Below are 24574 nucleotides of genomic sequence, written 5' to 3'. Positions count from 1 at the left end.
CGTGTATCATCGACTCGGCGGGACCAGACGGGAAAGCCTGTAACTGAAGGGTTTTAGGGCGTGTACTCATAAATCCGGGACCGTCCGCTTTGGAGGGGTAAGCGGACACGCGGCCTCGACCGCAGGGATGTCGCCTTGTGACCCAGAACGGACATGAATGCTGGGCTATCACGCCTGAGGCGCGCCGCCGATTCGGTGCAAAGCGCAAATCTTGTGGCCGTCGAGATCACGCAAGTAGGCGACATAGAGCTTGCCTGCGGAGTTTACACGCACGCCAGGCGGATCCTCGATCGACTGGCCGCCGGCGGCGATGCCAGCACTATGCCATGCGTTGGCCTGTTCGGGTGATGAAGCCCGGAAGCCGATGGTCTCGCCGTTTCCATACGATGCGGGCCTGCAGTCCAGCGGCTGTGTGAGAGCGAACACGCCACCGGACGCTCGATAGAGGACACGCAACCGACCGTCCTGAAGAGCCTCAAGGGGCCCCGGGCGAATGTCGAGCGTGGCAAGCACCGAGTCATAAAATGCCTTGGCTTTTTCGATATCGTTGGTGCCGATCATGACGTGTGAAAACATCGCTCTTACCTCCCTGATTGCCCGGAAAGATCGGTCGCGACGTGGCCCTGAAGAGCCCGAGGCGCTAGATTGCCGCGAAGTTGCGCTGAGGTCCAGACTACCGACGGCCGGGCAAGATGAACGACTATCGTCCGTTTATCGCTAGGCAGCTTGCATCAACGATATGAGGGCGGCTTATGGCCAAAACCGACATGCCGGCGTACTTTTTGGCAATCGCCTCGTCAGGTCCGATCGCGCGCCGGGGAGATCCCCAAGTGTCTGCAGCATATCTACAGTGGTTGAAGAGGATGCGAAATGGCGCTGCCCAATAACTTGCTGCGCACAACCACGCAAGCAAGAAACCGCCGGCCTGAATGGCAAAAAGCACATTGAAGGCCGTCCGCCCTGGATGGGCGGCAGCCCGGGGGTTGCCATTCGATTAGGAAGCTTGTCAAATGAGGTAACCCGGGAGGGGTCCATTTCCCGCTCCCGCTTTTCGGTACAGTGAACAGCGATCACGTCCGGAACGAGAGTTGAATATGGCTCTCCGGATCGATGATTGCAGAGGCCCTGACGCGCTAGCCCCCGTTGGGGCCTTTGCCATTTATGCAGCCCTGCCAAACGCACAAACGCCGCTCGCTTAAAAAACACGCGGAGCGGCGTTATCTTCTAGCCCCAGGAAGGATGTGCAAAATCCTGATAGGGGTAAGTCTGCACGAAAACGCACAAAAGTTTAATACCTCCAAAGAGGTAAGTTTGGCGCGCATAGGCAACGCAGCGCGACCACTCGCAGCGGGAAACTAGGGTCACTGTTGCACGCAGGCTATAGCGGGAGGATCTGAGAGGAGCGCAGTATCGAAGCTGCCGACCTCCAAGAGATAAAATCAGCGGATCAAGTGGCGGCCTCGGCACCCGGCCCCCCAGCGTGAACGACTTGCAGGAGCTGCAAGAAATGGCGGTGAAGCTAGAAGCCGCCGCTCGCAAGCTTCCGCAGGGATCTGGTCGCGACGATCTAGTTCGAAATATTACGAATTTTCGCGTTCAATTGGTCGCTCGGCTACCAAGCGAAGGACTCATGGCGAATTGAATACGATCAGGACCGAGACAGCATGGCGGGGATTACCACACTGGCTCATCATCGCGGGAGCCACGCTAGTTGTGGTCGGTTTAATTGGCGCTGTGATGAGCCGCCGGAAGCAGGCGAAGGTCCAGGACGGGCAGCACACAGACCTAGACCCGCCGGCGCCGCCGCTGCCTGATCTTCCAGACTCCCGGCCACGAAGAGTCGGCGTTCGACGCCCGACTAAACCTGCCGGACACCGGCACCTACGTTCCTGTAAATTACTCCCCGCTCCGCTGCCATCCGGCGCGCGCCCACTTCAAGATAGAGCCGCCCAGCCTTGATGGCTTTCTCTCGGTTAGGGCCAGCAAGCCGCCGCTTGAAACGCGCGTGGCGCCATTCCTCAACGCGCCGAAGGCGGCGCAGCAAGTGCGCGCGGTCGTCCGATGATGGTTTGAGGTCGGTGCTCGTCATGCCGTTGTTCCAGTGACAGATTAGCGCAGCGCAACCTGGGGGAGCAAGCGTGACCCATGCCCGTCGCTGTCGGGGCCATAGGAACACAGACGTCTAAGTCAGAGTTATCCGCGTTATTGTAAGGAGTTCTGCGGTGGTCACCACGATGATCTCTGCAAAGGATCTGGAGCTGATTGCCCTTCGAGAGCTTCGAAGCGTCCCCGGGGGGGAATACATCGCCCATGTGGGGGTTGATCCCGTAAGCGACGAGTGGCGTCTCAACGTGACCACGCGAGACGGCGCGGATCTCGACCGCATACAGGAGGCAACCAAAACAACGACAAACAGGCTCAAGCAACGATACGTCCTGCGGGCTGATTGGTGAGGAGCCGGTCGTCGGGCCGCGACATCCTTCCCGTGCATAGCCGCTCGTCCCGCTGACCAGAGGGGGTCCGCACGAAGGCGAGCGCTACCGGCGAGGAGAAAATCCTCTGCTGGAGCGGCTCTCCCGCCCAAGCCGCCGCTCATTGACCAAATCGTTGTAGGTGGGTGCAGGCTGCCCGATACCCGTAGCGGCTTCCTACCCTTGCGGATCGGCGCGATCATTGGGGCATGGGATCCAAGTCACGAGAGTACATGTTCGGGTCGACGGTCAGGCATCTGGCCGAGCGTGCTGCCGACGCTCGACGGGATGCGGACATTTTGGCCTGCCAGGCGTGGAACGCCCGCATGCTCGCCTTCCAGGGGCCGGCCCAGCCCTCCCCAGCGCTCGGCGACGCCCTCAACGCTGGCTATCGGTACCTTGAGGTGAAGTGTCTCGGTTGCGAGACGCATCAGACGGTCGCGCTCGACATCGTCCGGCGGCCGAAGTGGACGCCGGTTCACGAGCTTGAGCGATACATGCGCTGCAAGGGCTGTTCGCGCCAGCAGGGATACCCGTTCAAGCGCAGCCACTTGGTAGCGCTCCGCACAAGGAAGATTTCCGCCATGAACCCTCCGTCGACTTGGTGGGGCCGGGAGAGCGGTAGCAGCGCGCTACACGCGCACTTGGCCACGCTAAACATTCGCACCGGCAAGCCAGTTCGGATGTTCGAATGCAGGGCATGCGGCCAGCAAACTTGGAACGACTAGCCCTCTGCATAGGCCCATCCCCAGAGTGGGACGATTGCCCGTACCTTCCCGGTGTTGGCGCCCGCCGTCGATTTGCTAAATCAGCCGCATGCCCACTACGCATATACACAGGGGCGTCACGTTCAGCGTGGCCCGGCAATACGACGATCAATTCGAGATCGTCATCAAGCTTAACGGTGAAACGGTACACGGCACGGTGCGCACGAGGCTGCCCGAGTTGGCAAGGCGACGGGCCGAAATGCTGATTAACCGCAAGCTCGAAGAGAAGATCAGACCAGTCGGAAAATCCGACTGATGCAAAAAATCGAGAACATCCGACATTGAAGATGAAAGCTGACCGCTCCTACTCCGACCCCGAAAAGGCCGCCCGCAGAATCATGGAGCATGCGCGGGCATTTGAGCCGATCCAGGATGGCAGGATCTACATCGAGAAGATCAACCGTCCGATGATCGACGAGGACAAGGCGACGCCGGCCGAATATTGGGCGGGACTACAGCACGCGATCAAGCAAGGCTGGCTCGAATACCACGAAAGCGGAACGTTTGTGAGGAGGAAGGAGGCTGGGAAAGACCTATTCGCGTGAGCGGCCGCCAACTGATGCGGCCTTACAGCGGCAGCATGGCGACGCCGAAAATTGTGACCGGCATTATCCCAAAAGCAGATGTCGTAATGGCCGGAGGATGCTTTTGCACAGATGCGGCGACTGGTGCAATCTGTGCCAACTCGGCTACACCATAAAGACGACAATCAGGAGCGGCACACTGAGCGCGATTGTGGCGCAGCCAATTATCATGATCGCGTCCCATTTCATCCTGTGAACCCTGTAACCACAGCCGATGCGCTCGTTGATTTGGATCAAGAACGAATAGGCTTGGTCCCCGCCCCGCAGTGCACGCAATTAGTGCTTTTCAACCGTCAGACGAAACACCCAAATCAGGTTCCCGGAGCCGTCTGTTATCTGCATTAGCCATTCTTTGTCGGGATTCAGCTCGCCATCCAGATCTTCGAGAAGTTGTCCGGTCGTAACGGTCGCCTCCTTCCACGCGGCTTCCCTGCTGGGAAGCTCCTCGCCGATTTCGTCGGGTAGATACTGCTCCCCTTGCTGGACGTGAAAAAAATACCGCATTCGCCTCCGACCCAGATTATTGATTTGGCGAGACAATTTATTACTTCTGCCATCGTTCCAAGCGTAGGGTTGGGTGAAGATCGGGACGGCCTCCCGTCCCGACGGGAGACAAGGACCCCCAGATGCCGATCGCGATGATGATCCGCAAGTTGCGGCAACACTCTGAGTTGCCCGATGAAGATGTTGCAGCTCTCCGATCCATCATCGCGCCGGTGAAGAATATGCCGGAAGACACGCCGATCGTTCGCGAGGGAGACATGAGCACCCAATGCTGCGTGATCCTGAGCGGCTTCGCCTATCGGTCCAAGGTGTCGGAAGACGGCAAGCGGCAGATCCTGTCTTTTCACATCGCCGGCGACATTCCTGATCTTCAAGGCCTGGTATTGAAGCGGATGGACCACGACCTGACGACGCTCTCAAAAGCGCAGGTTGGTTTCATCGATCACGATCAGCTCGAACGGATCCTTGGTGCGCGGCCGGCCTTGGCACGGGCGCTCTGGCGCGAGTCGCTTGTTGACGCCGCGTTGTTCCGGCAATGGATCGTCAGTCTGGGCACGCGATCGGCATCGGGGCGCATGGCCTATTTGATTGCCGAGTTGCGCCAGCGGCTCGGAGCGATGGGCATGGTCGCCAACGAGCAGTTTGACTTTCCGATCACTCAATCGAAGCTGGCCGACGCGCTTGGGCTGACCACCGTGCACGTCAACCGCGTCCTTCAAGCTTTCCGAGCAGATGGCATTCTTGATTTCAAGCGCCGCGTCGTTACGCTTGGCGACTTCGAAAAAATCGCCCAACTCGGCGGCTTTGACAGCGTCGAGGGAAACACCAGCGACGAGTAGCGTCTTGCCGCCGCAGGGTCCAATGATACAGTGAGACCACCGCACCTGTCTTTGTCCGCCTTCAGAGTAGCGTATGCATCGATCCGGTTGGACTCCTTCGATTGTCTCGGCAATCGACCGGACCATCTACCTGGTCGCCGACGACTTCGGCCCGCTCGGCCGGGTTTGGCGCGAGACCGATCTCGAGGCGGCCGACCTCGAGGCCGTCATCCGAGGCCTTCTCGCCGGCGAGTACAATGATCCTATCAGGATCGTCGCCTGCAACACCGTCGAGGTCTGGGCAACGTCTCGGAGGACGTCGCGCAAGAGCTACAGCGGCGGTGCGACTTCCACCAGATCGAGTTGCCTTCGGCCTTGCGAGGCTTTCTCGGTCGACATCTCGGTGGTCGCCGGCAGCTGACACTACGTCTGGTCTGACAGGGACAACTTTTCTTTCCGGATCAGCGTTAGTCGGCAGCTGACAGCAGCCTCGGAGCGACGAGATAAGCGGCTATCCCATTGCCCCGCGCGGGAACGTGGCGGCCTCCTGTCGTGAAACGCGTTTCGTAAAACATCCGTTCTGGCTCAAAGCGCGGTCTTGCCATCCTTTGCCTTGTTGGCGCGGGCTTGGCGCAGCTGCTTGATGTCCACTCGCATGGATCAGTGACTCTTGGTGGGTTTGTGGGTTTGCCTGAATGGAGAAAGAGCCCGTGTTCCCGCTGTCCAGGCGAGGTCGCGGGTCGAGCAACTCAGGAACTGAAACGGGAAAGCGGCCTCAGCGGCCGCGCCAAGTCGCCGGCCTTCAGCCGGGACAAAGTGGCAATAAATCTGAGCGCGATTCACATGTGTTGGTTGACGGGACGCGCGCTTGATTCGATGATCCGGCTGCTGGGCAGGTAACGTTTCATTAAGGAAAGCTTTTAGACCCAGTAAGGCCGTTGTTTTGCGGCAGGCACGGTCGGAAGACAGCATAGGAAAGAAGGAACGGCCTCAGCAATGCGCTGGGGCCGTTTTTCTATTTCGGGAACAAACGGCAATTCCCGCCGTTAGAATGGCGTCGTGTTGAGGAGAGGGATGACAAGCGGCCTCTCTCCCCGGGGCATTGGGGCCGTTCCTTTTTGCGCTGGCACTTTCTGCAGATATCACGGACGTTTGTGGGGCGATCAAATCCTTGCAGGAACGAAGCGCGTTCGGTGGCACTTGTTGGACATCCGGTGCCGTCATAGGCGGCGCGGGATGATGACCAAAGTGGAAAACTTGGCCCCAGCTTGCCCCCCTCGCTGGGGCCGTTTCTTCGACGGTCTTCTCCGACTGGAACGGCCTTACTTACTGCCGCGCATCGAACTTGCGTAGCAGCTGCTCGCCCTTCCACAGCTCCATGGAATGCCCGACGGCTAAATCTTGGGTCTGCTGGATTGCCTCTGCGTCGCTCACACAGTGCAAGTCGACCCGTCTCAGAATGCGATCATCCGCGCCTATGGCGTAGACGCGGTAGAGGGTCAGTTCCATTGGTCCTCCACCGGTGGGGCCATATTTTCCGCGATGTTTAGAACTGTTTTAAAGCAGTATTGAGCGCATGAGCCAACGGGAAAGTTGCCACTTGTTCCCGAACGTGGACCTTACGGACTGGCTGCCACTGGAACGTCATTCCCACGCGGAACTCGCCAACTAGCCTTGCTCTTGCGTCGGCGGCATCTGGTTGAGCAGTTGAGAAATCGCCGTCACGACTTGCGCGAGCGCGAAAGGCTTTTGCAATATGACGCTGTTCGGCACGCCATGCGAGGGCCAGTCCTCGGCATGGCTTGAGGTCATGTAGACCACGGGCATTTGTGGCTTAAGCTCTCTTGCACGCCGCGCAACATCCCAGCCGGTGAGAGTACCAGACAACTTAATGTCAGTGATGAGAGCTCGGTATTCCTGCTCGCCATTTTCGAGGAGCGCGATCGCTTTCGTTCCAGTTGAAACAGATTCTGTTGTGAAACCGCCGTCCGCCAAGGCTTCCTTGACCAGATCTTGAATAAGCACTTCATCCTCAACCACGAGGATCAGCACCACCGGTTGCTCTAGCACGCCCCATCCTCCTGCCGCGCCAATGCGACGCGGATTAAGTTACAAAGTGAACACTTGTTCCGTTATCGGGCGGCAGCGCGCCGAAAATGGCATGGAACGTTTGGCTCCAAGGGCACTGGGTATCGCGTGCCGCCGATCGTCGGTAGGAACTCCGCCAAAGCGTCATAGGAACCTTCGCACAATAACCAAATTGCCTGATCTGGGGAATTTGCGATCTCCCCATGAGGCGACATGCCCAAGTATCGCGTTGCGCAGAATTTGCGAGCGCCTCCGCATGCTACGGCCCAGCCCGATATCACATTGCTCTCTCAACACTCCCTGCCGGGGCGCGCGCCGGTTGGGCGCAAGCCGCCCCAAGGAGCGAAAGATGAGAGCGATACTCTGCTTGTCATGCGTCAGCCTGCTTACCCTAACTATGGCGTTCGCCGCGGCCCAAGAGACGCACCGCGGCACAATCGTGAGCGTTGACGAACCGACGGGATCGATAACGGTCCAGCAATCGCCGAGTGCGCCCCCTGCCGCCGGTGACTCTGCCCGATCGCCTAAGACGTTCGCCGTGCAAGACGGGCTGCTATTCAACGCACTCCGCGCGGGCGACAGAGTGGCGTTCAGCTCCAAGGAAATAAAGGGCACAAACACCATCACCCAACTGCAACGAGAATAGGAGCATGCGCATGTCAGCAAAAACGACGATTCAATCGATACTTCTCTCTTTCGCAATGGCTGGCATCTTTTCGCCGGTCTATGCCCTGTCTCAGCAGGAGCTGATAGACAGGCTTGAATCAGCAGGCTATTCGCAAATTCGAGATGTCAAATCGACTGCGGAAGGGACCTCCGTGAAGGCAACCAAGAACGGCAAGGACGTGTCTCTTGTCGTCGATAGTAGCGGTCAATTCCAAGAGCAGCAGGAAAGCGGCGGTCCGCCGGCCGCCTCCTCACCACAACTTTCCCCGGTGCAGCCGGAGCGCAGTCCCCGGCAAGCTGACCAGCTTCGCGACCGAGAGCGGAAATCTGGTGAAGACGTCCAAGTCGGCCGCGACTGGAGAACGAAGGAGCGCGATAGCGATCGTATGGGGCAGAGGCATATGGGACGGACCGGGGATGAAGATGACTGGGACCATCGTACGGTCGGTCGCAACCGTCCAATGCAAAACGATGATGAGGGATCGTACTACGATGACGATCGTCCGCGCGTTCGCGTAAAGATTTGCAGGGAATACGAAAACGGGGATGAATTCTGCCACTACAGGAACTGAGACTAAGTACAGAGGCCCGGCGAGGACCAAAGCCATCTACTCAAAAGCAAGAGCCGAACGCCGGCGCGAGCTTGGCCGCGGCGAGCGCTGCTGAAGCATGCCGCTGATGACCTGGTCGAGCGTTGCTATACGATCGGCCATCCCACGGGCGACGGCCTCGCGTGCGCTAACAAATCGACTTCCATGCGGATCGCAATCAGTTGTTTCATGCCGCGTCTTAACGCGCCGATTGGAATGACACGGCGGGCGTACCTTACCTCGCCACCAGCATGGCAAAACTCGCGACGAGAACGCAGGTGCTCAGCGATAGCGCCATAAGAGAATGTGCTTTCAGTCGGTCGAGTTTGCGTTCCATTAGTCCCGCCATCCTGCCGCATTGCGATGGGGGCTAAGTTACAAAGTGAACACAAGTTCCCAGCTTGCACAAATTAAGCCACTAGCGTCGGAACAGGACTCAACAGGGCGGTCTTAGTCTTACCTCGTCAATTCGCACCTGAGTTCGATCCATTGCATTGTCCTAGCGGTCAGATGCCGAGCGACAGGCCCTGATAAGTTCGTGGATGGGCGGCTATTTCAGCGCGACAAAGAATCTCAGCGAACTCGACATCCGCTACGTTAAGCGGAACGCGAAGGTTGTAGGCAGCTACTGCAAGACACACAAGTCGGATACCGTCATGAATGCAATGCAGAAGAACTGGCACTAGACTTAGCGTCCGGGCCTGCCGGCACTCTCTCTTGGAGGCTGACCCACGGTGGGGTTGAGCCGAAGTTTCCAACTTAAGGGCGGATCTTCGCGGTTGACCAGGTCGACATCGTCACATGCAGTATGAAGCCCGGCGGTGCGCATCTCCGCGGATCCGTCAGCAATATTTTTGCCTGGCTCAAATCACCAGCGCGGTGTTAACGGGTCATTCCGGTCGCACATCTGCGGACGGCTCGGCGAGTCCGGCGCACCGTCGTTCTCGCGATGCACATTCCGCTAACGTGTGTCCTACCCGCGCTGCAAGCTGCAGCGATCCGCGTGATCATGGCGTCCGTCTGATAGACCATCTGCGGGTCATAGCTGGCGGGCTTCTCTTCACGGTTCAGAAGGCGCCTCTCGTCCGTGACGGAGGCGCCATCGTCCTGATTTCATCCATCGCCGCGTTCAAGGGCATTCCGCGCTACACCGCCTACAACGCAACCAAGGCCAGCGTTCGTTCCTTTGTGCGCACGTGGACGGTCGAATCGGAGGACCGCGGAATCCGTATCAATGCGATCAGTCCCGGCGCGATTGACACGCCCATCATCGACGCTCAGTCGGCAACGAAAGAAGGCGCCGACGCGATCGGGGAGAGCTTCAAGGCTGCCACCCCGCTCAACCGCCTTGGTCGCCCGGAGGAGATTGCTGCGGCAGCGCTGTTCCTGGCTTCTGACGAAAGCAGCTACGTGGCCGGAGCTGATCTCGTCGTCGATGGCGGACTGAGCGCGCTTTGAGTTTGGGGATGCTATGTTCGCAATCCCGCATCGCTACAGTCACTTCATCTTTGGCGTCATCCAATCGGCTTGGAAATTTGCCGCCTGACGGCTCCCCTCGAGAATCTAGCCCCGAAGAGCGTGTAAAGCTCTCTTGCCCACAACGACGGCAGGCAGGGCAGCCCCGACATCGACGCGCACCCGTCACCACGGCGACACTGGCATAGCCATTAGCGAGGCCATTAGAAGCCGGTACAGCGCGCCGCCGGCGCCGGGCGCCACAGAAACACCGGGCACGCCGCGACAGCGGCACAGGCCCTCCGTTGAACTAGGTCAACGCCGCAGCTTGTGGGAGACGTAAGGACCTGCGCTGGCACGATCATGGGGTTCTAGTTTGGCAAGCGGACGTTCGAGAATGAGGTAAGGATCATCAAGCGACGAAGCGAAGCCGGCTCCCGTGATCGACGAAAGCGGCACCAATTTGCACTTCGATCGCAAAGACGTGCGCTTCCATAGTGAAGCAGCGATCGTCGCGCATAGGCCGGTATGGCGGGAAATCTAGATGATCATTCTTCGAGCCGAGCCGCCAAGCCCTCCCGACGAAAGTAGCTTCGTCATTTGGAAACGAGAACTAAGCTATTGAAGTTGCTAGAGCGCATTTTGGTGATTTTTTCCAAATGCGCTTTGAAATCATTGCATAATGGAGCGGATTTTGATTCCGCCATTCCGATTCTGATCCGTTGCGCTCAAAGGGACGCTTAAGCCTTTGAGTTCGTTACGCACAGGAGGCTGGTAGGCGCGGGTCCTTGGGGGGCGTTTGGCAGCCGCTGCTAACTCTCGGCACGCCGTCTACAATCGGTCTCCCGAGTTACACTGCCACACTCCTCAGGCGGCCAGCTCGAAGTCATGCTGCCTTCTGAATTCGTTCTTGCTCCTCGCTCAGAGTGTTTGGCTCCAATCGGACTTGGGTGACGGCTCTTCGGCTAGCCCCGGGACCGAGCCAATTTATCAGAGCTTTATGTTCCTTTAGCGAGTCACCAAGTGCGGAAAACACGACGGTACTGATAGCTTGCTGTTGGCTGCGCAGGTGGTCTTCAACCAGCTTGTGCCGAGTGACATAGCCTGCGTTCACGCCAGGGATAGAATGGTTCATGAGGAGCTTAGCATCGAATTCGGAAACGCCGGCAGCGGTGGCAATCGTCCGAAATGTTTGACGAAGGTCATTGCCCCATTTTGACAAGACCTTTCGATCCTCCTTTGTCTCCGCTAAGTGTCCTGAGGCGCTCTCAGCGGGGAATAACCACTTTTGCGACTGAAACGGCTGCATTTGCCTTCCGAAACGAAGCACCCGAATGAGACACAGGATCATTTGCCGAGATAGCGGGATGTCGAACGCCCGCTTACTGCCTCCTTTGGGCTTTGGGATGTGGAGCGTGCGCCGTCGAAAATTTATGTGCTCTGGACTGGCCAGCTGCAAGGCGGTGGGTCTAGATCCACACAGCAATGCTAAAAGATGGAATTCGCGCCGGATTGGGTTCTCTATCTTGGCCAGTTCGAGAAACCATCCTCTCAAATCGCCGGTCCCCATACCAGTATTCCTGCGCTCTTCCTGATTCCAATCGACAGCATCTGCGGGGTTGTCGCGCGGCAGCGATCGATTGGTCTTCCGCGCATGGTTGTAGATGGCCCGCAGCGTCCGCATGCTGCCATTCGCGATGTAGGGACCGTTCTCCTTAGTAAGCTGATCATGCTTTTTGGCGACCCGAGCAGGATCATTCGCGAGATCCAGCAAAGGGGTCTTCAGCCATTCCGAAAACAGACGCTCAACGTGATCGCGATACCCGCTGATCGTTTTCTCGCTACGGCCTTTTCGGACCAGATGGGCTTCCAGGTAGCGTTGCCAAGCCTGCTCCAGGGTAGCGGCCCCTACAGCACCATTCCCATCGATCGCGGCTTGTTCGGAGTTTCCGTTCTCCCTCGCTTTCGGGTGCTGTCCCTTGCTGATCTGAGCAAGATATTCCTTGGCAATCGCGCGGGCTGCCCTGGTCGTCAACTCGCTGGCGTCACCAATCGATACTCTGATGGAGGACGCCCGCTTTCCTCGTTGTCTGAGATCACCTTGAACAGTGAAGGTCCTTTTTCGCTTCCCGATAACCACGAAGAAGCCTTTCAACTCGGTGTCGCGAGCCAAATACCAGCCATCTTCAGGAGTCGGCAGCTGAGCGATGGCCTTGTCGTTGAGAGCAATGCGAATGTCGGTCATGAGGGTCGACGTGAACTGCTAAAACGGTTTTCAAACGGTTTTGGCGAACTGAGGTGTTTGAAGGTCAGGGTTCGCTGGGCTGCGAAGCTATGCGACAAGTCTCTATAAATAAAAGACCTTTCTCGACTTCATCGTAGTGTGGCGCAGATTCAGAAATCGCAGAGAGGCGCCGGTTTTGAACTCTTAATCAGCGGGTCCCAAGTTCGAGCCCTGATTGCCCACCACGGAAAAGACCTTCTTTTCCAGTGCCTTCGCAGGATCGCGGCCGCGGTCGACGGCTAAACGCGTCGCGTGCGCCGCTTCACTTTGATTTGCTTCACTTGGCGAACGTCAGGCGATCATGCGATCGCTTGAATCGAGCTGGAGAAGACGCTCGGCGGCCGGTGCAGGCCATAATGGTCGCGCAGTGTCGTGCCGGCGTAGTCATCGCGGAACAGGCCGCGCTTGCGCAGGATCGGGACGACCTGCTCGGCAAAGACGTCGAACCCACCGGGCAGCCAGGGCGGCATGACGTTGAAGCCGTCGGCGGCGCCGTTCTCGAACTAGGTCTGGATGTTGTCGGCGATCTTCTCCGGCGGCCCTGCAATCACCCAGTGGCCGCGCGCACCGGCCAGGCGCTGGACGAGCTGGCGGATCGTCAGCTGCTCGCGATCAACGATGTCGACCACCAGCTTGAAGCGGCTGGCCACGCCGCGCGCGCCATTGGTGTCGATCAGATGGCGCGGGAACGGACCGTCGAGGTCGAAGCCGGAGAGATCGAGCCCGATCATCTGGCGCAGCTGGGTCAGCGAATATTCCGGCTGGATCAGTTCATTGAACTCGTCCTGCAGCCGATCCGCTTCGGCTTGCGTACTGGCGATGAAGGGACTGATGCCCGGCAGGACCTTGATCTGATCGGGACTGCGATCGAAGGCGCGAGCTTGCCGCTTGATATCGGTGTAGAACTCCTGAGCGCTCGCCAGGGTCTGATGTGCCGTAAAAATGGCTTCGGCAAAGCGTGCGGCAAAGGCGCGGCCGTCGTCGGACGAGCCGGCCTGCACATAGACCGGCCGTCCCTGCGGTGTCCGCGAGATGTTGAGGGGGCCGCGGACGCGAAAGTGCTTTCCGGCGTGATTGATGGCGTGGATCTTGTCGGTGTCGGCGAAAACGCCTGAGACGGGATCGTTGATCAGGGCGTCGTCTTCCCAGCTGTCCCACAGCCTGGTGATGACATCGAGATATTCGCGCGCGCGCTCGTAGCGTTCATGATGCGGAGGATGCTCAGGCAGGCCGAAGTTCTGCGCCGCCTGCGCCGTGCTCGTCGTCACGATGTTCCAGCCGGCCCGGCCGCCGCTGAGATGATCGAGCGAGGCGAACAGACGCGCGAGATTGTAAGGCTCGGTGTAGGTCGTCGACGCGGTCGCGATCAGGCCGATGCGACGGGTGGCGACTGCGATGGCGGCAAGCCAGGTGATCGGCTCGAAGCGGAAGCGCTGCGCATAACGGACATTGTCGGCGAGCGCCGGCCCGTCGGCAAAGAAGATCGCGTCGAACTTGTGCGCCTCGGCCTTCTGCGCCAGCTCCTGATAGTAGGTGACGTCGAGGATCCGCTCCGCAGCCGAGCCCTTGTAGCGCCAGGCCGCTTCGTGATGGCCACCCGGATAGATGAAGAGATTGAGAGAAAGCTGTCGATCGCTCATGCCTGCGGCTCGCGGAATGTTGGGGTGGTCAGTTGCCGGTTGATGGCTTGTGTGCAAACGCGAAACGCAGGTAACGCTCCAGAGGCAACCCTTCCGGTGTGCGCTTCGTTTCGACGAGGCGGGCAAACGCGCCGCGGATCTGTTCGCGTTCGGATGGTAAGAACGCCTCGAGGAAGTTGCCGAAGGCGCTGGCTTCCGACCATCGGAGCAGCGAATTGACGTCCTCGTGCACGTCCGTCAGCGTGCGCAGTTCGCTGCGGTAAGCGGCGAAGCCGCCGGCTGCGAACAGTGACCTGAGTTCCTCGTCGGTCAGGCCGAGCACCGGATTGGAATCCTGGCAATGATCGGCGAGTCCGGTCTCCGTGATGGCCCGGCGCAGCAGCACGCGGGACTGATGCGGACGGGATGGGTCCTGCACGTTGAGCCCGAGGCGGCCGCCGGGCTTGAGCACACGATGGATTTCCTGTAAGGCGCCGCGCTTGTCGGCAATCCAATGGAAGACGCTGTTGAGATAGACCGCATCGAATTGGCCGTCGTCGAAGCCTGAGAGGTCCTCGGCCCGGCCCGTGCCGAATTGAAGATGATCCGACTGCCGAAGTCGCGCGATCTCGACGCGGCCGGGGAGCGGGTCGATCCCGATCACCCGGCCGTTCGGTCCGACCAGGCCGGCGACGAATTCGGCGAGGCGGCCGGTGCCCGTCCCGATATCGAGGACATGCTCGCCGGTCCTGATCGCCAATGGCCCGATCAGGAACTTGCCGTGACGGAACTGAACCAGCCCCGCTTCATCATAGGAGCGAGCCAGCTCAGGCGTATCGTGTTCGAGGCTAATGACACCACTCATCTGCGGCGTGTCCTGTCGTCGATGATTGCAGCGCTGTGTGCACTTCGGCGTGCGAGCTATGCTTTGACTCTACGTCGGTGATCGCAAGCCTGTCGATGAAATGAACTTGCATTGTTGCGTCGGAAGCCAGCATGAAGCTTGTGAGTTGATCGGCGATGATAGACGAGTGCATCCGTCGCGAAGAAATCAGCAGGCCGCTCGTGCCGTTCTTGCCTGTCAAGCGCTTCAGTCGTTCTGGTCTCGCACGCTGAAATGGCGAGGAACGCGACGATCGTCGCAAATATTTCAACGGCTGCGTCGGCCACGGAGCGATCATTGCGCGCCGCAGAAAACAAAGCTGGTTTCGTTTCATTGACTGGCGATCGATCGCTCTTACGATTTGCAACGTCAAAGCGAGGCCGATCATCATGCCGCTATCCGACCCCGACAGTGTTGCCCGCGAGGCGTTGCGCCTGATCGGACCCGATCCGCAAAACTGGGTGCCCGATCTGGATGGGATCGATCACAACGTGGTCGTCGTCGGCGGTGGACAATCCGGCTCGGCGTTTGCGTTTGCGCTTCGGCGGACAGGGATCGGGAAGGTCTCGGTGATCGATGCCGCGGCCGGCGGGACTGAGTCGGGCGTGTGGTTGACGAGCGCGCGCATGCATAAGCTTCGGACGCCGAAGTCCCTGCCAGGCCCGGAGCTTGGTCTGGCCGGTCTCGGGTTCCAGGCGTGGTACGAGGCGCGTTACGGTGCAGCCGCCTATGACGCGCTCGATCGTATTTTGCGGCTCGACTGGGCGGCCTATCTCGATTGGTACCGCAAGGTCACCGGTGTCGCGGTCCGTTACGCGACGCGGCTGGTTCTGATCGAACCGGCGGGAGGGCATCTGCGGCTGCATCTGGAGCAAGGCGGCCGCGTGACGGTCGAGACCGCGCGAAAGCTGGTGCTTGCGACCGGCTTTGCCGGAAGTGGCGGCGCCATTATTCCGGACGCGCTGCGCAATCTGCCGAAGCAGATTCATGCGCATACTTCCGAGAGGATCGACTTCAGGTCGCTGAGGGGCCGATCGGTGGCGGTGATTGGAAGCGCCGCGTCGGCGTTCGACGCCGCCGCCGTCGCGCTGGAAGCCGGAGCGCGCGACGTTCACCTCTATGCACGGCGCGAGACGCTGGCCTCGCTCCCGGTGATACGGATCCGCGGCTATCCGGGCGCCTACGACAATTTCGGGGCCCTGCCGGATGCCGTGCGCTGGCAGCAGGCGATCCGCTTCCGCGCGGCAGGCTCGACCCCGCCGCCGGATGCGATCTCGCGCGCCGTCGCGTTTCCCAATTTCCATCTCCATCTGGGCGCGCCGTGGCAGGCGGTGCGGCTCGAGGGCGGGCGTCCCGTCGCGGTAACGCCGCGGGGTGAATTCGGCTTCGACTTTGCCATCGCCGGTACCGGATATGCCGTGGACCTCGGCGCGCAGGCCGAGCTTCGCGACTTTGCGGATGAGATCCTGCTGTGGCGCGACCGTTTCACGCCGCGTGACCAGGACAGGGATGAGACTCTCGCGGCGTATCCCTATCTGGGATCGGGGCACGAATATCTGGAGCGGGAGCCCGGTCGCGCGCCGTTCCTGAAGAATATCCATGTCTTCAACCCGGCCGCCTTCGTCAGCTTCGGCCTGCCGGTCGGCGACGTCCCGAGCTTCAGGCGCGACATTCCCGCGGTTGTGGCGCGGATCAGCCGCGATCTGTTCCTGGCCGATCTGGCGGCGCATGAGGCGCGCATCAATGGACCGATCGCCGACGATTTTGCTGCCGAGCTTTATGCGCCGGCGGTCTGGCGTCCACCGGAGCACGTCGCGGCCGAGTAGAGCCCACACCTTCAAGCCGGTTTGCAAGCCGGTTCGTTTGTCTCCGCCGTCGTTCCCGCGACCGGCGCATGGCGGAGCCTTGTCCTGGAGATCGCGGTGAGAGCACGATCATGAGCAACACGAGTGTCAGCGATAACGTCATTCCGCGCGCCGATATCGTCAAGCGTGCAGCGAGGCTTGGCGCGGAGATCAGGAACGTCGAGCTGTCGGGCGATCTGTCCGATGAGGTGATCCGCGCCATCAACCAGGTGCTGCTCGAGCACAAGGTGATCTTCTTCCGTGACCAGCAGCATCTCGACGATTCCGAGCAGGAACGCTTTGCGGTGCGGCTCGGCAGGCTGGTGCCGCATCCGACGGTCGGCGCGATCAAGGGGACATCCTCGATCCTGGAGTTGGACTCGGGACGTGGCGGCGGCCGCGCCGACCAATGGCACACCGACGTGACGTTCGTCGATGCCTATCCGAAGATCTCGGTGCTGCGCGGCGTGGTGATCCCGCCCTATGGCGGCGACACCGTCTGGTCGAATACGGCCGCGGCCTATCTCGACCTGCCGGTGCCGTTGCAGCGTCTTGCCGACGAGCTTTGGGCGGTTCACAGCAACGCCTATGACTATGCCGTCAAGGCGCGCGCAAGCGAGGCCGACCGCAAGCATTTCGATGAAGTGTTCACCGGCACGATCTACGAGACCGAGCATCCCGTGGTGCGCGTTCATCCCGAGACCGGCGAGCGGACGCTGGTGCTCGGCAATTTCGTGCAGCGCTTCGTCGGTCTGCCGAAATATGACGGCCAGAAGCTGTTCGACCTGTTCCAGTCGCACATCACGGCGCCGGAGAACACCGTGCGCTGGAGCTGGAAGGCCGGCGACGTCGCGATCTGGGATAACCGCGCAACCCAGCACTATGCGGTCAATGACTATGGCGATCAGCACCGCGTGGTGCGCCGTGCCACGATCGACGGCGAAGTCCCGGTATCGATCGACGGTCGTCACAGCGTGACGCGCATCAAGGCACCGAAGCAGCAGGCCGCGAAGGCGGCATGATCCGGTCGGATCGAGGGGAGTTGCGAACATGAATGCATTGATCCGAATCCTGCGCGCCCGGCGTTTCGCCGCGCGCGCGGCCGCGCGCCTGATGCTGACCGGCGCCGTGGCGCTCGGGCTGGCGGCTCCGGCCTTTGCCGAGCCGCCGCTCGAAAAGACCGAGATTCGCTACCAGGGCTGGGCCGGTCAGGTGACGTTCACTGAGCTTGCCGAAGACCTCGGCTATCTCGCGCCGCTGAAGCTGAAATGGGTCGGCAACACCATCAGCGGACCGCAGGACATCCAGACCGTCGTCACCGGCGACATCGACATCGGCGGCGCGTTCTATGGCGCAATTCTCAAGCTGATCGCGGCGAAAGCTCCGATCAAGGCCGTGGTCGGCTATTACGGCTCCGACGCCAACACCTATCAGGGCTACTTCGTCAAGGACGACAGCCCGATCAGGACGGCGCGCGACCTGATCGGCAAGAAGGTCGCGGTCAATACGCTGGGCGCCCATCTCGAATTCGTGCTCCGCGAATATCTGGCACGCAATGGCCTCAGTGCGAGCGAGGCGAGGCAAGTGACGCTGGTGGCGATACCGCCGGTGACCAGTGAGCAGGCGTTGCGCCAGGGTCAGGTTGAGGTGAGTACGCTCAGCGGCGTGTTGCGCGACAAGGCGTTGGAGCGGGGCGGCATCCATTCGCTGTTCAACGATACCGATCTGTTCGGCCAGTTCACCGGCGGCGCCTATGTGCTGCGGGACAAGTTCATCAAGGATAATCCCAATGCTTCGCGCAAGCTGGTCGAGGGCATCTCGCGGGCGATCCAATGGGCGCAGACCACGCCGCCGGAAGAGGTCCGCGCCCGTTTCGAACGGATCATTGCCGAACGCAAGCGCAACGAGGACGGCTCCTCGATCAAGTACTGGAAGAGCACTGGCGTCGCGAGCAAAGGCGGCGTGATTTCAGACGCCGAGATCCAGGTGTGGATCGATTGGCTCGTGAAGGATGGGCTGTTCAAGCCCGGCCAGATCAAGGTCTCCGACACCTACACAAACGAGTTCAATTATTTCCGTGCGGGCAAGACGGCGGAGGCACGATGACGAGCCCGGTCAAGATCCGCTTCGAGCAGGTCTGCAAGGAATTCGTCACGCGAGGCGAGGGCGGCCGCCCTGCGGGTCGTTTCACTGCGCTGGAAGACATCACGCTCGATGTTCGCTCGGGCGAATTCCTCGCTCTGGTCGGACCGAGCGGCTGCGGCAAATCGACCTTGCTCGATCTGTTGGGTGGCCTGACGGCACCGACCAGCGGCCGCATCCTGCTCGATGGCCGGCCGATCACCGGGCCGGGACGCGATCGCGGCATCGTGTTCCAGCAATACGCGCTGTTTCCGTGGCGGACCGCAGCGCAGAATATCGAGTTTGGGCTCGATATCGCCGGTCTCAAGGCTGGGCAGCGGCGCGAGGTTGCGCGGCACTTCCTCGACCTGGTCGGGCTGTCCGGTTTTGCCGACCGCTACCCGCACGAACTCTCCGGCGGCATGAAGCAGCGCGTCGCGATCGCGCGAAGCCTCGCCTACGATCCGGAAGTCCTGTTGATGGACGAGCCGTTCGCCGCGCTCGATGCACAGACGCGTGAGACGTTGCAGGGCGAACTGCTGCGAATCTGGCGCGCCACCGGCAAGACCATCGTCTTCATCACCCATGGCATCGATGAGGCGGTGGTGCTCGGTCAGCGTGTCGCGGTGATGACGTCGCGCCCGGGCCGGATCAAGCAGGTCATCGCCATCCCCGACGCGCTGCGCAGCGAGGCCGAGGACGTGCGTTCGCTGCCGGAGTTCGGCCACGTCAGGCATGAGATCTGGAGCGTACTGCGCGAGGAAGTGCAGAAGGCCCAGCAGGGACAGTTGGCCGGCAGCGTGCGTCGCACCGACCGTGAGGTGGAGGAGGCTGCGCATGTCTAGTCTGGAGATGTTGACCCTGCTGGAGCTCGGCTATGGCCGGCGAGAGACCGGCGCGGACGGCCAAGCATCGGCGGCGGTTCGGATGCGCGCTGCCCTTCGCCGGCTGGCCACCGCGGGTCGTCGTTCCCTGCTGCTGATTGCCCTGTTGGCCGCCTGGGAGGCGGTGCCGCGGCTCGGGCTGATCGACGTCGTGTTCCTGCCACCATTCTCGGAGGTGATCGCGGCCGGCTGGCAGCTTGCGCAAACCGGCGAGCTCTACGACGACGTCACCGCGAGCCTGCTCCGCGCCCTGAGCGGATTTCTGATCTCGGTCGTCCTGATTGTCCCGCTCGGGCTCGTCGTCGGCTGGTACACCCGGCTCGGCGATCTCCTGAACCAGTTCATCGAGATCTGCCGCAACACGGCGCCGCTGGCACTGCTGCCCGTGTTCATTCTGCTGCTCGGGATCGGCGAATTGTCCAAGATCACGATGGTGATCTATAGCTGCGCCTGGCCACTGCTGCTGAACACCATTGCCGCCGTGAAGCAGGTCGATCCGCTGCTGATCAAGTCGGCGCGGACCATGGGTGCGACGCCGCAGCAGTTGTTCCGCAAGGTGATCTTGCCCGCCGCGCTTCCGACCATCTTCGTCGGCATTCGCCTCGCCAGCGCATCGGCCATGCTGGTGCTGGTGGCGTCCGAAATGGTCGGCGCCAAGGCCGGCCTCGGCTATCTCATCATCAACAGCCAGTACAGCTTCCTGATCCCGCAGATGTATTTCGGCATTCTCGGAATCACGGTGATCGGTCTGGCGTTCAATGCTGTTCTCGAGGCGATCGAACGGCACTTCATGCGCTGGAAGGCGCCGGTGGCTGGTTAGGAGGAGGCGTTGCTGCCGCCCGGCGTGTTGCGCGCGGTGGCCTGGGTCACCACGCTGTTCGGCGGGACGTCGCGGGTCAGCCAGACATTGCCGCCGACGGTCGAGCCGCGGCCGATCGTGATGCGGCCGAGGATGGTCGCGCCGGCATAGATCACCACGTCGTCCGCGACGATCGGATGACGGGCGTCGCCCTTGATCAGGCTGCCTTCGTCGTCGGTCGGGAAATGCCGCGCGCCGAGCGTAACGGCCTGGTAGATCCGGACATTGTCGCCGATGATCGCCGTTTCCCCGATCACAACGCCGGTGCCGTGATCGATGAAGAAGCCCGAGCCGATGCTGGCGCCGGGATGAATATCGATGCCGGTCCGGGCATGCGCGATCTCCGCCATCAGGCGTGCCACCAGCCGCGCCCCGAGCCGGTACAGCAGATGGGCAAGGCGGTGGTGGATGATCGCGGTCATGCCGGGGTGGCCGATCAGGATTTCCGGAAAGTTTCGCGCCGCCGGATCGCCGACAAAGGCCGCGCGCAGATCGTTGACGAGAAGCCCGCGCACCTGCGGCAATTGCGCGGCGAACGCGCGCGTCAGTTCGACGGCGTCATGGCGCTCAAAACCCGGCTCGAGCTCGTCGCCGACGAACAGCGCCGCGCGGTGGATTTGTGCGTGGAGCGAATCCAGCGCGATGCTCAAGGTATTGCCGACAAAATAGTCGATATTCTCGCCGTCGAGATCCGATTGGCCATAGTGCCGCGGGAACAGCGCCTCGGTGAGGCCGTCGAGGATCGCTTCGAGCGCATCGCGCGATGGGGCGCGCCGCGGATCGCCGTCCCGCCGAATGCTGTGGGTTTCTTCCCTGGAGACGCGCAGCTCGGCGACGATCCGGTCGAGCTGCCAGCGGCCCGGCGGGCTGCCGGCAACGCCGGCCGATGACGGTGGCGACTGTGGCGGCATTTCGCGCTTCATGGCGTGCCCCTCCTTGTCCTAGCGGACGTGGGCCAGCGGAATACTGACTTCGGCGAGCAGATCGAGATCAGCCTCGTGATCGATCTGCACATACCGTCCGTTCCAGTAGGTGAGGCCGGACAGGCGGTGCGACACGTCCATGCTGGACAGCCGACCCACGATGATGCCGTGAGAGTGCCGCTCGATGATCTCCTCCACCTGGCATTCGACCGTGGCAAGCGAATGGTCCAGCAACGGGACGCCGGATGAGCCAGGGGTCCAGGCCGTTCGGTCGAAACGCTGGCTGCCTTTCAGGCGGCTGTTGCTGAACCGTTCCGCGAGCGCCTGCTGGTCCGAGCCGAGGATGTTGACGCCGAAGAGCCGGTGGCGGGCGATCGGCTCAAACGTAGAGGCCTGCCGGTTGATGCTGACCAGGAGCCGAGGCGGCGAGGCGCTGAGCGACGTCAGCGAGGTGACGGTCATCCCGGTGATGTCATCGCCGCTTCCCGCCGTGATGACGCAAACGCCGCCGGCGAGGCGGCGCATCACCAGGCGAAACTGCAGCTCGATCTCGTGATCCGCGTCGACCAAATGGATGTCCGGCTTGCTCATCGGGTCTCTCCCTCTTGTCGCCGCCGGATCTGCTTCCGATCAGAAGAAGCCCTTGGCGGGTAGCGGCGTGCCGCTGATCTCATATTGCCCGATCGAGCGGGCCTTGAAGTTGTTCGGGTTGTGCGAGGCCAGGGTCCGCGCGTTGCGCCAGTGGCGGTCGAAATTGGTCGCCTTCTTGGTGGCGGACGCGCCGCCGACGTCGAACAGCAGGCTGCCGCTGCGGATCGCGAGCTCATCGGCGACAATCTTGGCTTTGGCCGAGAGCAGTGCGGCCCTGTGCGCGGCGTCGACGGCACCGGCATCGCCGGCGTCGAACACGTCGGTGGCGGCGTCGAGGGCTTCTGCCGCCGCGAGCACCACGGTCTCGGCCGCAAACGCGCCGCTGGCGATCTGGCCGACGGTCTGCTGCAGCAACGGGTCGTCCGCCGGTATCTCGCTCGGTGCATAGTAGAACGTCCGCTTGCGCGATCGCACCAGTTCGCTCGCGTCCTGCAGCACCGCGCGCGCGATGCCGGCGTTGATTGCGGTCAGGAACAGCTGCGCGAACGTGTTGGAGTAGGGAATGCCGTAGCCGGCGTCAGGCGCATCGAACACCACCTCCTGGCGCTTGACGCGCACGTTGCGGAAGTGCGTGGTGCCGGTTGCGGTCAGCCGCTGACCGAGCCCGTCCCAATCGTCGATCAGCTCGATACCCTCGCGCTTGACCGGGATCAGCACCGCCGCATTGGCGCCAGTCGTGTCGGCCGTGCGCACCAGCACATAGTCGGAATAGAGCGTGCCGGTGCTGTAGTATTTGGTGCCGTTGAGCAGATAGTCGTCGCCGTCGGCGGTCAGTGTGGTGTTTGGCGTGACATTGCCGACCTTCGGGGTATCGAGTTCGGTGGCCGCGAGCCCGATGATCGCGCCGTCGGCGACGGCCTTCTGCCACTGCCGGTGCTGCTCGTCCCTGGGACGGCGCACCAGCCGTTCGACCACGCTGAAATGGTTGCGCAGGATATGCGCGACGTTGGCGTCGGCGGCGCCGAGCCGGATCACGAGTTCGAACAGCGTGCGGATCGACGCGCCCGCGCCGCCGACATCTACAGGAAGCCGTAGTGCGCCCAGACGCGCCTTGCGAATGAGATCGACCTCGGCGAAGGGCAGGATACGTTCGCGCTCGCGTTGACTGGCGCCCTCGGCGATGCGGCTCAGCAGCGCATCGATGTCAGGGGATTGGCTATCCAGGCGGTCGGACGGCTGCAACGAGGTGGCGGATACGGGCTTGTTCATGGATGTCGGCCTGGAATGATGATCTTTTGTCAGTTGCGCATTCGACTGCGGTCGAACTGGGATCGTTCAGATGACGCAAACTGTCCCACGATTTTTCGCCAACAGAAATAGAGCGGTATTTCAATTGTCGTGAGATTTGGAGTTTTCTGATTTGTCCGCGCGCGCGGCGCGGCAAGGAAAATCTTTTGATGTGACGTTGCTTGATCTCCAGCCGCGTCTTCGTGAAAAGCAAAGCGACAAAGCGCAATTCGGAGATCGCCAATGACGATACGACCGCTTCGCTTCGGGATCTGGGCGCTGGTGCACGGTTCGCGCGCTGCCTATCAGGATCCCGAGGAGCCCTATGATGCATCGTGGGAACGCAATCGCGACCTCGTGATCGCGGCCGAAAGGCTCGGCTACAACTCCACGCTCATCGCGCAGCACACCATCAATCCGCATCAGGAGGATCTTGATCAGCTCGAGGCCTGGAGCGCCGCCGCCGCACTTGCCGCGCTGACCAGCCGGATCGAGATCATCGCCGCAATCAAGCCCTATCTCTATCATCCGGTCGTGCTGGCGAAGCTTGCGCTCGGGATCGAGAACATCAGCCGCGGCCGCTTCGCGATCAATCTGGTCAATGCCTGGAATCGGCCCGAGCTCGACAAGGCCGGCATCGGCTTTGCGGAGCATGACGCCCGCTATGCCTACGGCCGCGAGTGGATCACCGTGGTGTCGCGCCTGATGCAGGGCGAGCGGCTGACCTACAAGGGCGAGCATTTTGATGTCAGGGACTATGTGCTGCGGCCCGGCAGCCTCTACCGGCCACGGCCATTGATCTATGTCGGCGGCGAATCCGAGCCGGCGCGTGCCCTGGTCGCCGACCACGGCGATGTATGGTTCATCAATGGACAGCCGCTCGACGACGTCGCAGGCCTGATCGCCGACGTGGCTGCGCGGCCGCGAGCCACGGCACCGCTGCGCTTCGGGCTGTCCGCCTTCGTGATTGCGCGCCCGACCCGGGCCGAGGCCGAGGTGGCCTACCAGCGGCTGCTCGATCTCTCCAGAAAGGATGCGCCGATGAAGGCGATCCAGAAGCAGAACACCGATCCCAAGGTGGTGATGATGCAGACCATGCAGAAATCGGCGCGGGTTGGCAGCAATGGCGGCACGGCTGCGGGACTGGTCGGGTCCTATGACGAGGTGGCGGCCCGCATCCAGGGCTTCCATGCCGCCGGCATCGAGCTCTTCATGCTGCAGTTCCAGCCGTTCGAGGCGGAGATGGAGCGGTTTGCGAAGGAGATCATCCCGCGCGTTCGTGCGCAGTCACCCGCCACTGACAATCCGGCACAGCTGGCCGGCTCGCGTTGATGCG

At 61.3% G+C, this 24574-nt stretch carries 24 protein-coding genes and 3 pseudogenes; 16 read left to right on the top strand and 11 right to left on the bottom strand.

The features are described 5' to 3' along the window. Positions 1–168: 168 nt before the first annotated feature. Entirely contained in the window at positions 169–576 is a 408-nt protein-coding gene (locus tag ACVIGA_RS08325; RefSeq protein ID WP_456665997.1) for a VOC family protein, read from the bottom strand. A gap of 1646 nt (positions 577–2222) precedes the next feature. Here ACVIGA_RS08325 and ACVIGA_RS08320 point away from each other — a divergent pair. The 4 genes and pseudogenes from ACVIGA_RS08320 to ACVIGA_RS08305 all read left to right on the top strand — a co-directional run bounded on the left by ACVIGA_RS08320 (position 2223) and on the right by ACVIGA_RS08305 (position 3783). Continuing rightward, complete coding sequence (locus ACVIGA_RS08320; protein WP_456665996.1) at positions 2223–2453, top strand: hypothetical protein; 231 nt, start codon at positions 2223–2225, stop codon at positions 2451–2453. Between the two features lie 227 nt (positions 2454–2680). Next, positions 2681–3088, top strand: a pseudogene (locus ACVIGA_RS08315) (hypothetical protein); the annotation flags it as partial. Between the two features lie 238 nt (positions 3089–3326). Beyond that, entirely contained in the window at positions 3327–3494 is a 168-nt protein-coding gene (locus ACVIGA_RS08310) for a hypothetical protein (RefSeq protein WP_456665995.1), read from the top strand. Positions 3495–3525: 31 nt separating this feature from the next. Further along, the gene (locus ACVIGA_RS08305; RefSeq protein WP_456665994.1) at positions 3526–3783 is read left to right on the top strand and encodes a hypothetical protein; all 258 of its coding nucleotides are present in this window, start codon (positions 3526–3528) and stop codon (positions 3781–3783) included. A gap of 315 nt (positions 3784–4098) precedes the next feature. On the opposite strand, the gene ACVIGA_RS08300 is transcribed toward ACVIGA_RS08305, so the two are convergent. Beyond that, the gene (locus tag ACVIGA_RS08300; protein WP_456665993.1) at positions 4099–4326 is read right to left on the bottom strand and encodes a DUF6894 family protein; all 228 of its coding nucleotides are present in this window, start codon (positions 4324–4326) and stop codon (positions 4099–4101) included. Positions 4327–4448: 122 nt separating this feature from the next. Here ACVIGA_RS08300 and ACVIGA_RS08295 point away from each other — a divergent pair, with 122 nt between their 5' ends. Together ACVIGA_RS08295 and ACVIGA_RS08290 are read left to right on the top strand one after the other, a co-directional pair. Then, the gene (locus ACVIGA_RS08295; protein ID WP_456665992.1) at positions 4449–5165 is read left to right on the top strand and encodes a Crp/Fnr family transcriptional regulator; all 717 of its coding nucleotides are present in this window, start codon (positions 4449–4451) and stop codon (positions 5163–5165) included. Between the two features lie 73 nt (positions 5166–5238). Further along, a complete protein-coding gene (locus ACVIGA_RS08290; protein ID WP_456665991.1) occupies positions 5239–5565 on the top strand; it encodes a hypothetical protein in 327 nt (108 codons plus the stop codon). Between the two features lie 905 nt (positions 5566–6470). Here ACVIGA_RS08290 and ACVIGA_RS08285 read toward each other — a convergent pair. Then, positions 6471–6653, bottom strand: a complete 183-nt coding sequence (locus ACVIGA_RS08285; protein WP_456665990.1) for a hypothetical protein — start codon at positions 6651–6653, stop codon at positions 6471–6473. Between the two features lie 159 nt (positions 6654–6812). Continuing rightward, on the bottom strand, positions 6813–7214 hold the full coding sequence (locus ACVIGA_RS08280) for a response regulator (protein WP_456665989.1): 402 nt from the start codon (positions 7212–7214) through the stop codon (positions 6813–6815). A 22-nt stretch (positions 7215–7236) separates the two neighbouring features. Here ACVIGA_RS08280 and ACVIGA_RS08275 point away from each other — a divergent pair, with 22 nt between their 5' ends. The 4 genes and pseudogenes from ACVIGA_RS08275 to ACVIGA_RS08260 all read left to right on the top strand — a co-directional run bounded on the left by ACVIGA_RS08275 (position 7237) and on the right by ACVIGA_RS08260 (position 9946). Beyond that, positions 7237–7878, top strand: coding sequence for a copper-binding protein (locus ACVIGA_RS08275; protein WP_456665988.1), 642 nt, complete (start codon positions 7237–7239; stop codon positions 7876–7878). Between the two features lie 10 nt (positions 7879–7888). After that, positions 7889–8470: a hypothetical protein gene (locus tag ACVIGA_RS08270; protein ID WP_456665987.1), complete on the top strand. Its 582-nt coding sequence runs from the start codon at positions 7889–7891 to the stop codon at positions 8468–8470. Positions 8471–9006: 536 nt separating this feature from the next. Further along, positions 9007–9174 (top strand): annotated as a pseudogene (locus ACVIGA_RS08265) (HdeA/HdeB family chaperone); the annotation flags it as partial. 115 nt (positions 9175–9289) lie between these two features. Then, positions 9290–9946 (top strand): SDR family oxidoreductase, encoded by a 657-nt coding sequence (locus tag ACVIGA_RS08260; RefSeq protein WP_456665986.1) that lies wholly within the window; start codon positions 9290–9292, stop codon positions 9944–9946. 883 nt (positions 9947–10829) lie between these two features. Here the strand turns inward: ACVIGA_RS08260 and ACVIGA_RS08255 are convergent. The 4 genes and pseudogenes from ACVIGA_RS08255 to ACVIGA_RS08240 all read right to left on the bottom strand — a co-directional run bounded on the left by ACVIGA_RS08255 (position 10830) and on the right by ACVIGA_RS08240 (position 15120). Beyond that, positions 10830–12188: a tyrosine-type recombinase/integrase gene (locus ACVIGA_RS08255; protein ID WP_456665985.1), complete on the bottom strand. Its 1359-nt coding sequence runs from the start codon at positions 12186–12188 to the stop codon at positions 10830–10832. Positions 12189–12526: 338 nt separating this feature from the next. Then, positions 12527–13867, bottom strand: a pseudogene (locus tag ACVIGA_RS08250) (LLM class flavin-dependent oxidoreductase). A 28-nt stretch (positions 13868–13895) separates the two neighbouring features. Continuing rightward, positions 13896–14711, bottom strand: a complete 816-nt coding sequence (locus tag ACVIGA_RS08245; RefSeq protein WP_456665984.1) for a class I SAM-dependent methyltransferase — start codon at positions 14709–14711, stop codon at positions 13896–13898. Continuing rightward, the gene (locus tag ACVIGA_RS08240; protein ID WP_456665983.1) at positions 14695–15120 is read right to left on the bottom strand and encodes a hypothetical protein; all 426 of its coding nucleotides are present in this window, start codon (positions 15118–15120) and stop codon (positions 14695–14697) included. Before ACVIGA_RS08240 ends, ACVIGA_RS08245 begins: the two co-directional genes overlap by 17 nt. Here ACVIGA_RS08240 and ACVIGA_RS08235 point away from each other — a divergent pair. The 5 genes from ACVIGA_RS08235 to ACVIGA_RS08215 all read left to right on the top strand — a co-directional run bounded on the left by ACVIGA_RS08235 (position 15119) and on the right by ACVIGA_RS08215 (position 20398). Beyond that, the gene (locus ACVIGA_RS08235) at positions 15119–16555 is read left to right on the top strand and encodes an FAD-dependent oxidoreductase (RefSeq protein WP_456665982.1); all 1437 of its coding nucleotides are present in this window, start codon (positions 15119–15121) and stop codon (positions 16553–16555) included. The genes ACVIGA_RS08240 and ACVIGA_RS08235 overlap by 2 nt on opposite strands. Positions 16556–16665: 110 nt before the next feature. Then, complete coding sequence (locus ACVIGA_RS08230) at positions 16666–17595, top strand: TauD/TfdA dioxygenase family protein (RefSeq protein WP_456665981.1); 930 nt, start codon at positions 16666–16668, stop codon at positions 17593–17595. Between the two features lie 28 nt (positions 17596–17623). Further along, positions 17624–18679 carry an ABC transporter substrate-binding protein gene (locus tag ACVIGA_RS08225; protein WP_456665980.1) on the top strand — a complete coding sequence of 352 codons (1056 nt, stop codon included), beginning with the start codon at positions 17624–17626 and terminating at the stop codon, positions 18677–18679. Next, on the top strand, positions 18676–19539 hold the full coding sequence (locus tag ACVIGA_RS08220) for an ABC transporter ATP-binding protein (protein ID WP_456665979.1): 864 nt from the start codon (positions 18676–18678) through the stop codon (positions 19537–19539). The genes ACVIGA_RS08225 and ACVIGA_RS08220 overlap by 4 nt, the downstream gene beginning before the upstream one ends. Beyond that, complete coding sequence (locus tag ACVIGA_RS08215) at positions 19532–20398, top strand: ABC transporter permease (RefSeq protein ID WP_456665978.1); 867 nt, start codon at positions 19532–19534, stop codon at positions 20396–20398. The genes ACVIGA_RS08220 and ACVIGA_RS08215 overlap by 8 nt, the downstream gene beginning before the upstream one ends. Here ACVIGA_RS08215 and epsC read toward each other — a convergent pair. From epsC to ACVIGA_RS08200, 3 genes are read right to left on the bottom strand one after another with little or no spacing between them, the layout of a single operon-like run. After that, positions 20395–21360 carry a serine O-acetyltransferase EpsC gene (epsC, locus tag ACVIGA_RS08210; protein WP_456665977.1) on the bottom strand — a complete coding sequence of 322 codons (966 nt, stop codon included), beginning with the start codon at positions 21358–21360 and terminating at the stop codon, positions 20395–20397. The genes ACVIGA_RS08215 and epsC overlap by 4 nt on opposite strands. An 18-nt stretch (positions 21361–21378) precedes the next feature. Next, positions 21379–21951, bottom strand: coding sequence for a flavin reductase family protein (locus tag ACVIGA_RS08205; protein WP_456665976.1), 573 nt, complete (start codon positions 21949–21951; stop codon positions 21379–21381). A gap of 39 nt (positions 21952–21990) precedes the next feature. After that, a complete protein-coding gene (locus ACVIGA_RS08200; RefSeq protein WP_456665975.1) occupies positions 21991–23220 on the bottom strand; it encodes an acyl-CoA dehydrogenase family protein in 1230 nt (409 codons plus the stop codon). Positions 23221–23481: 261 nt separating this feature from the next. Between ACVIGA_RS08200 and ACVIGA_RS08195 the strand changes: the two genes are divergently transcribed. Beyond that, complete coding sequence (locus tag ACVIGA_RS08195; RefSeq protein ID WP_456665974.1) at positions 23482–24570, top strand: LLM class flavin-dependent oxidoreductase; 1089 nt, start codon at positions 23482–23484, stop codon at positions 24568–24570. The last annotated feature ends 4 nt before the right edge of the window (positions 24571–24574 follow it).

The sequence above is a fragment of the Bradyrhizobium sp. USDA 3240 genome, assembly GCF_054063295.1.
This window is presented reverse-complemented; position numbering and strand designations above follow the sequence as displayed.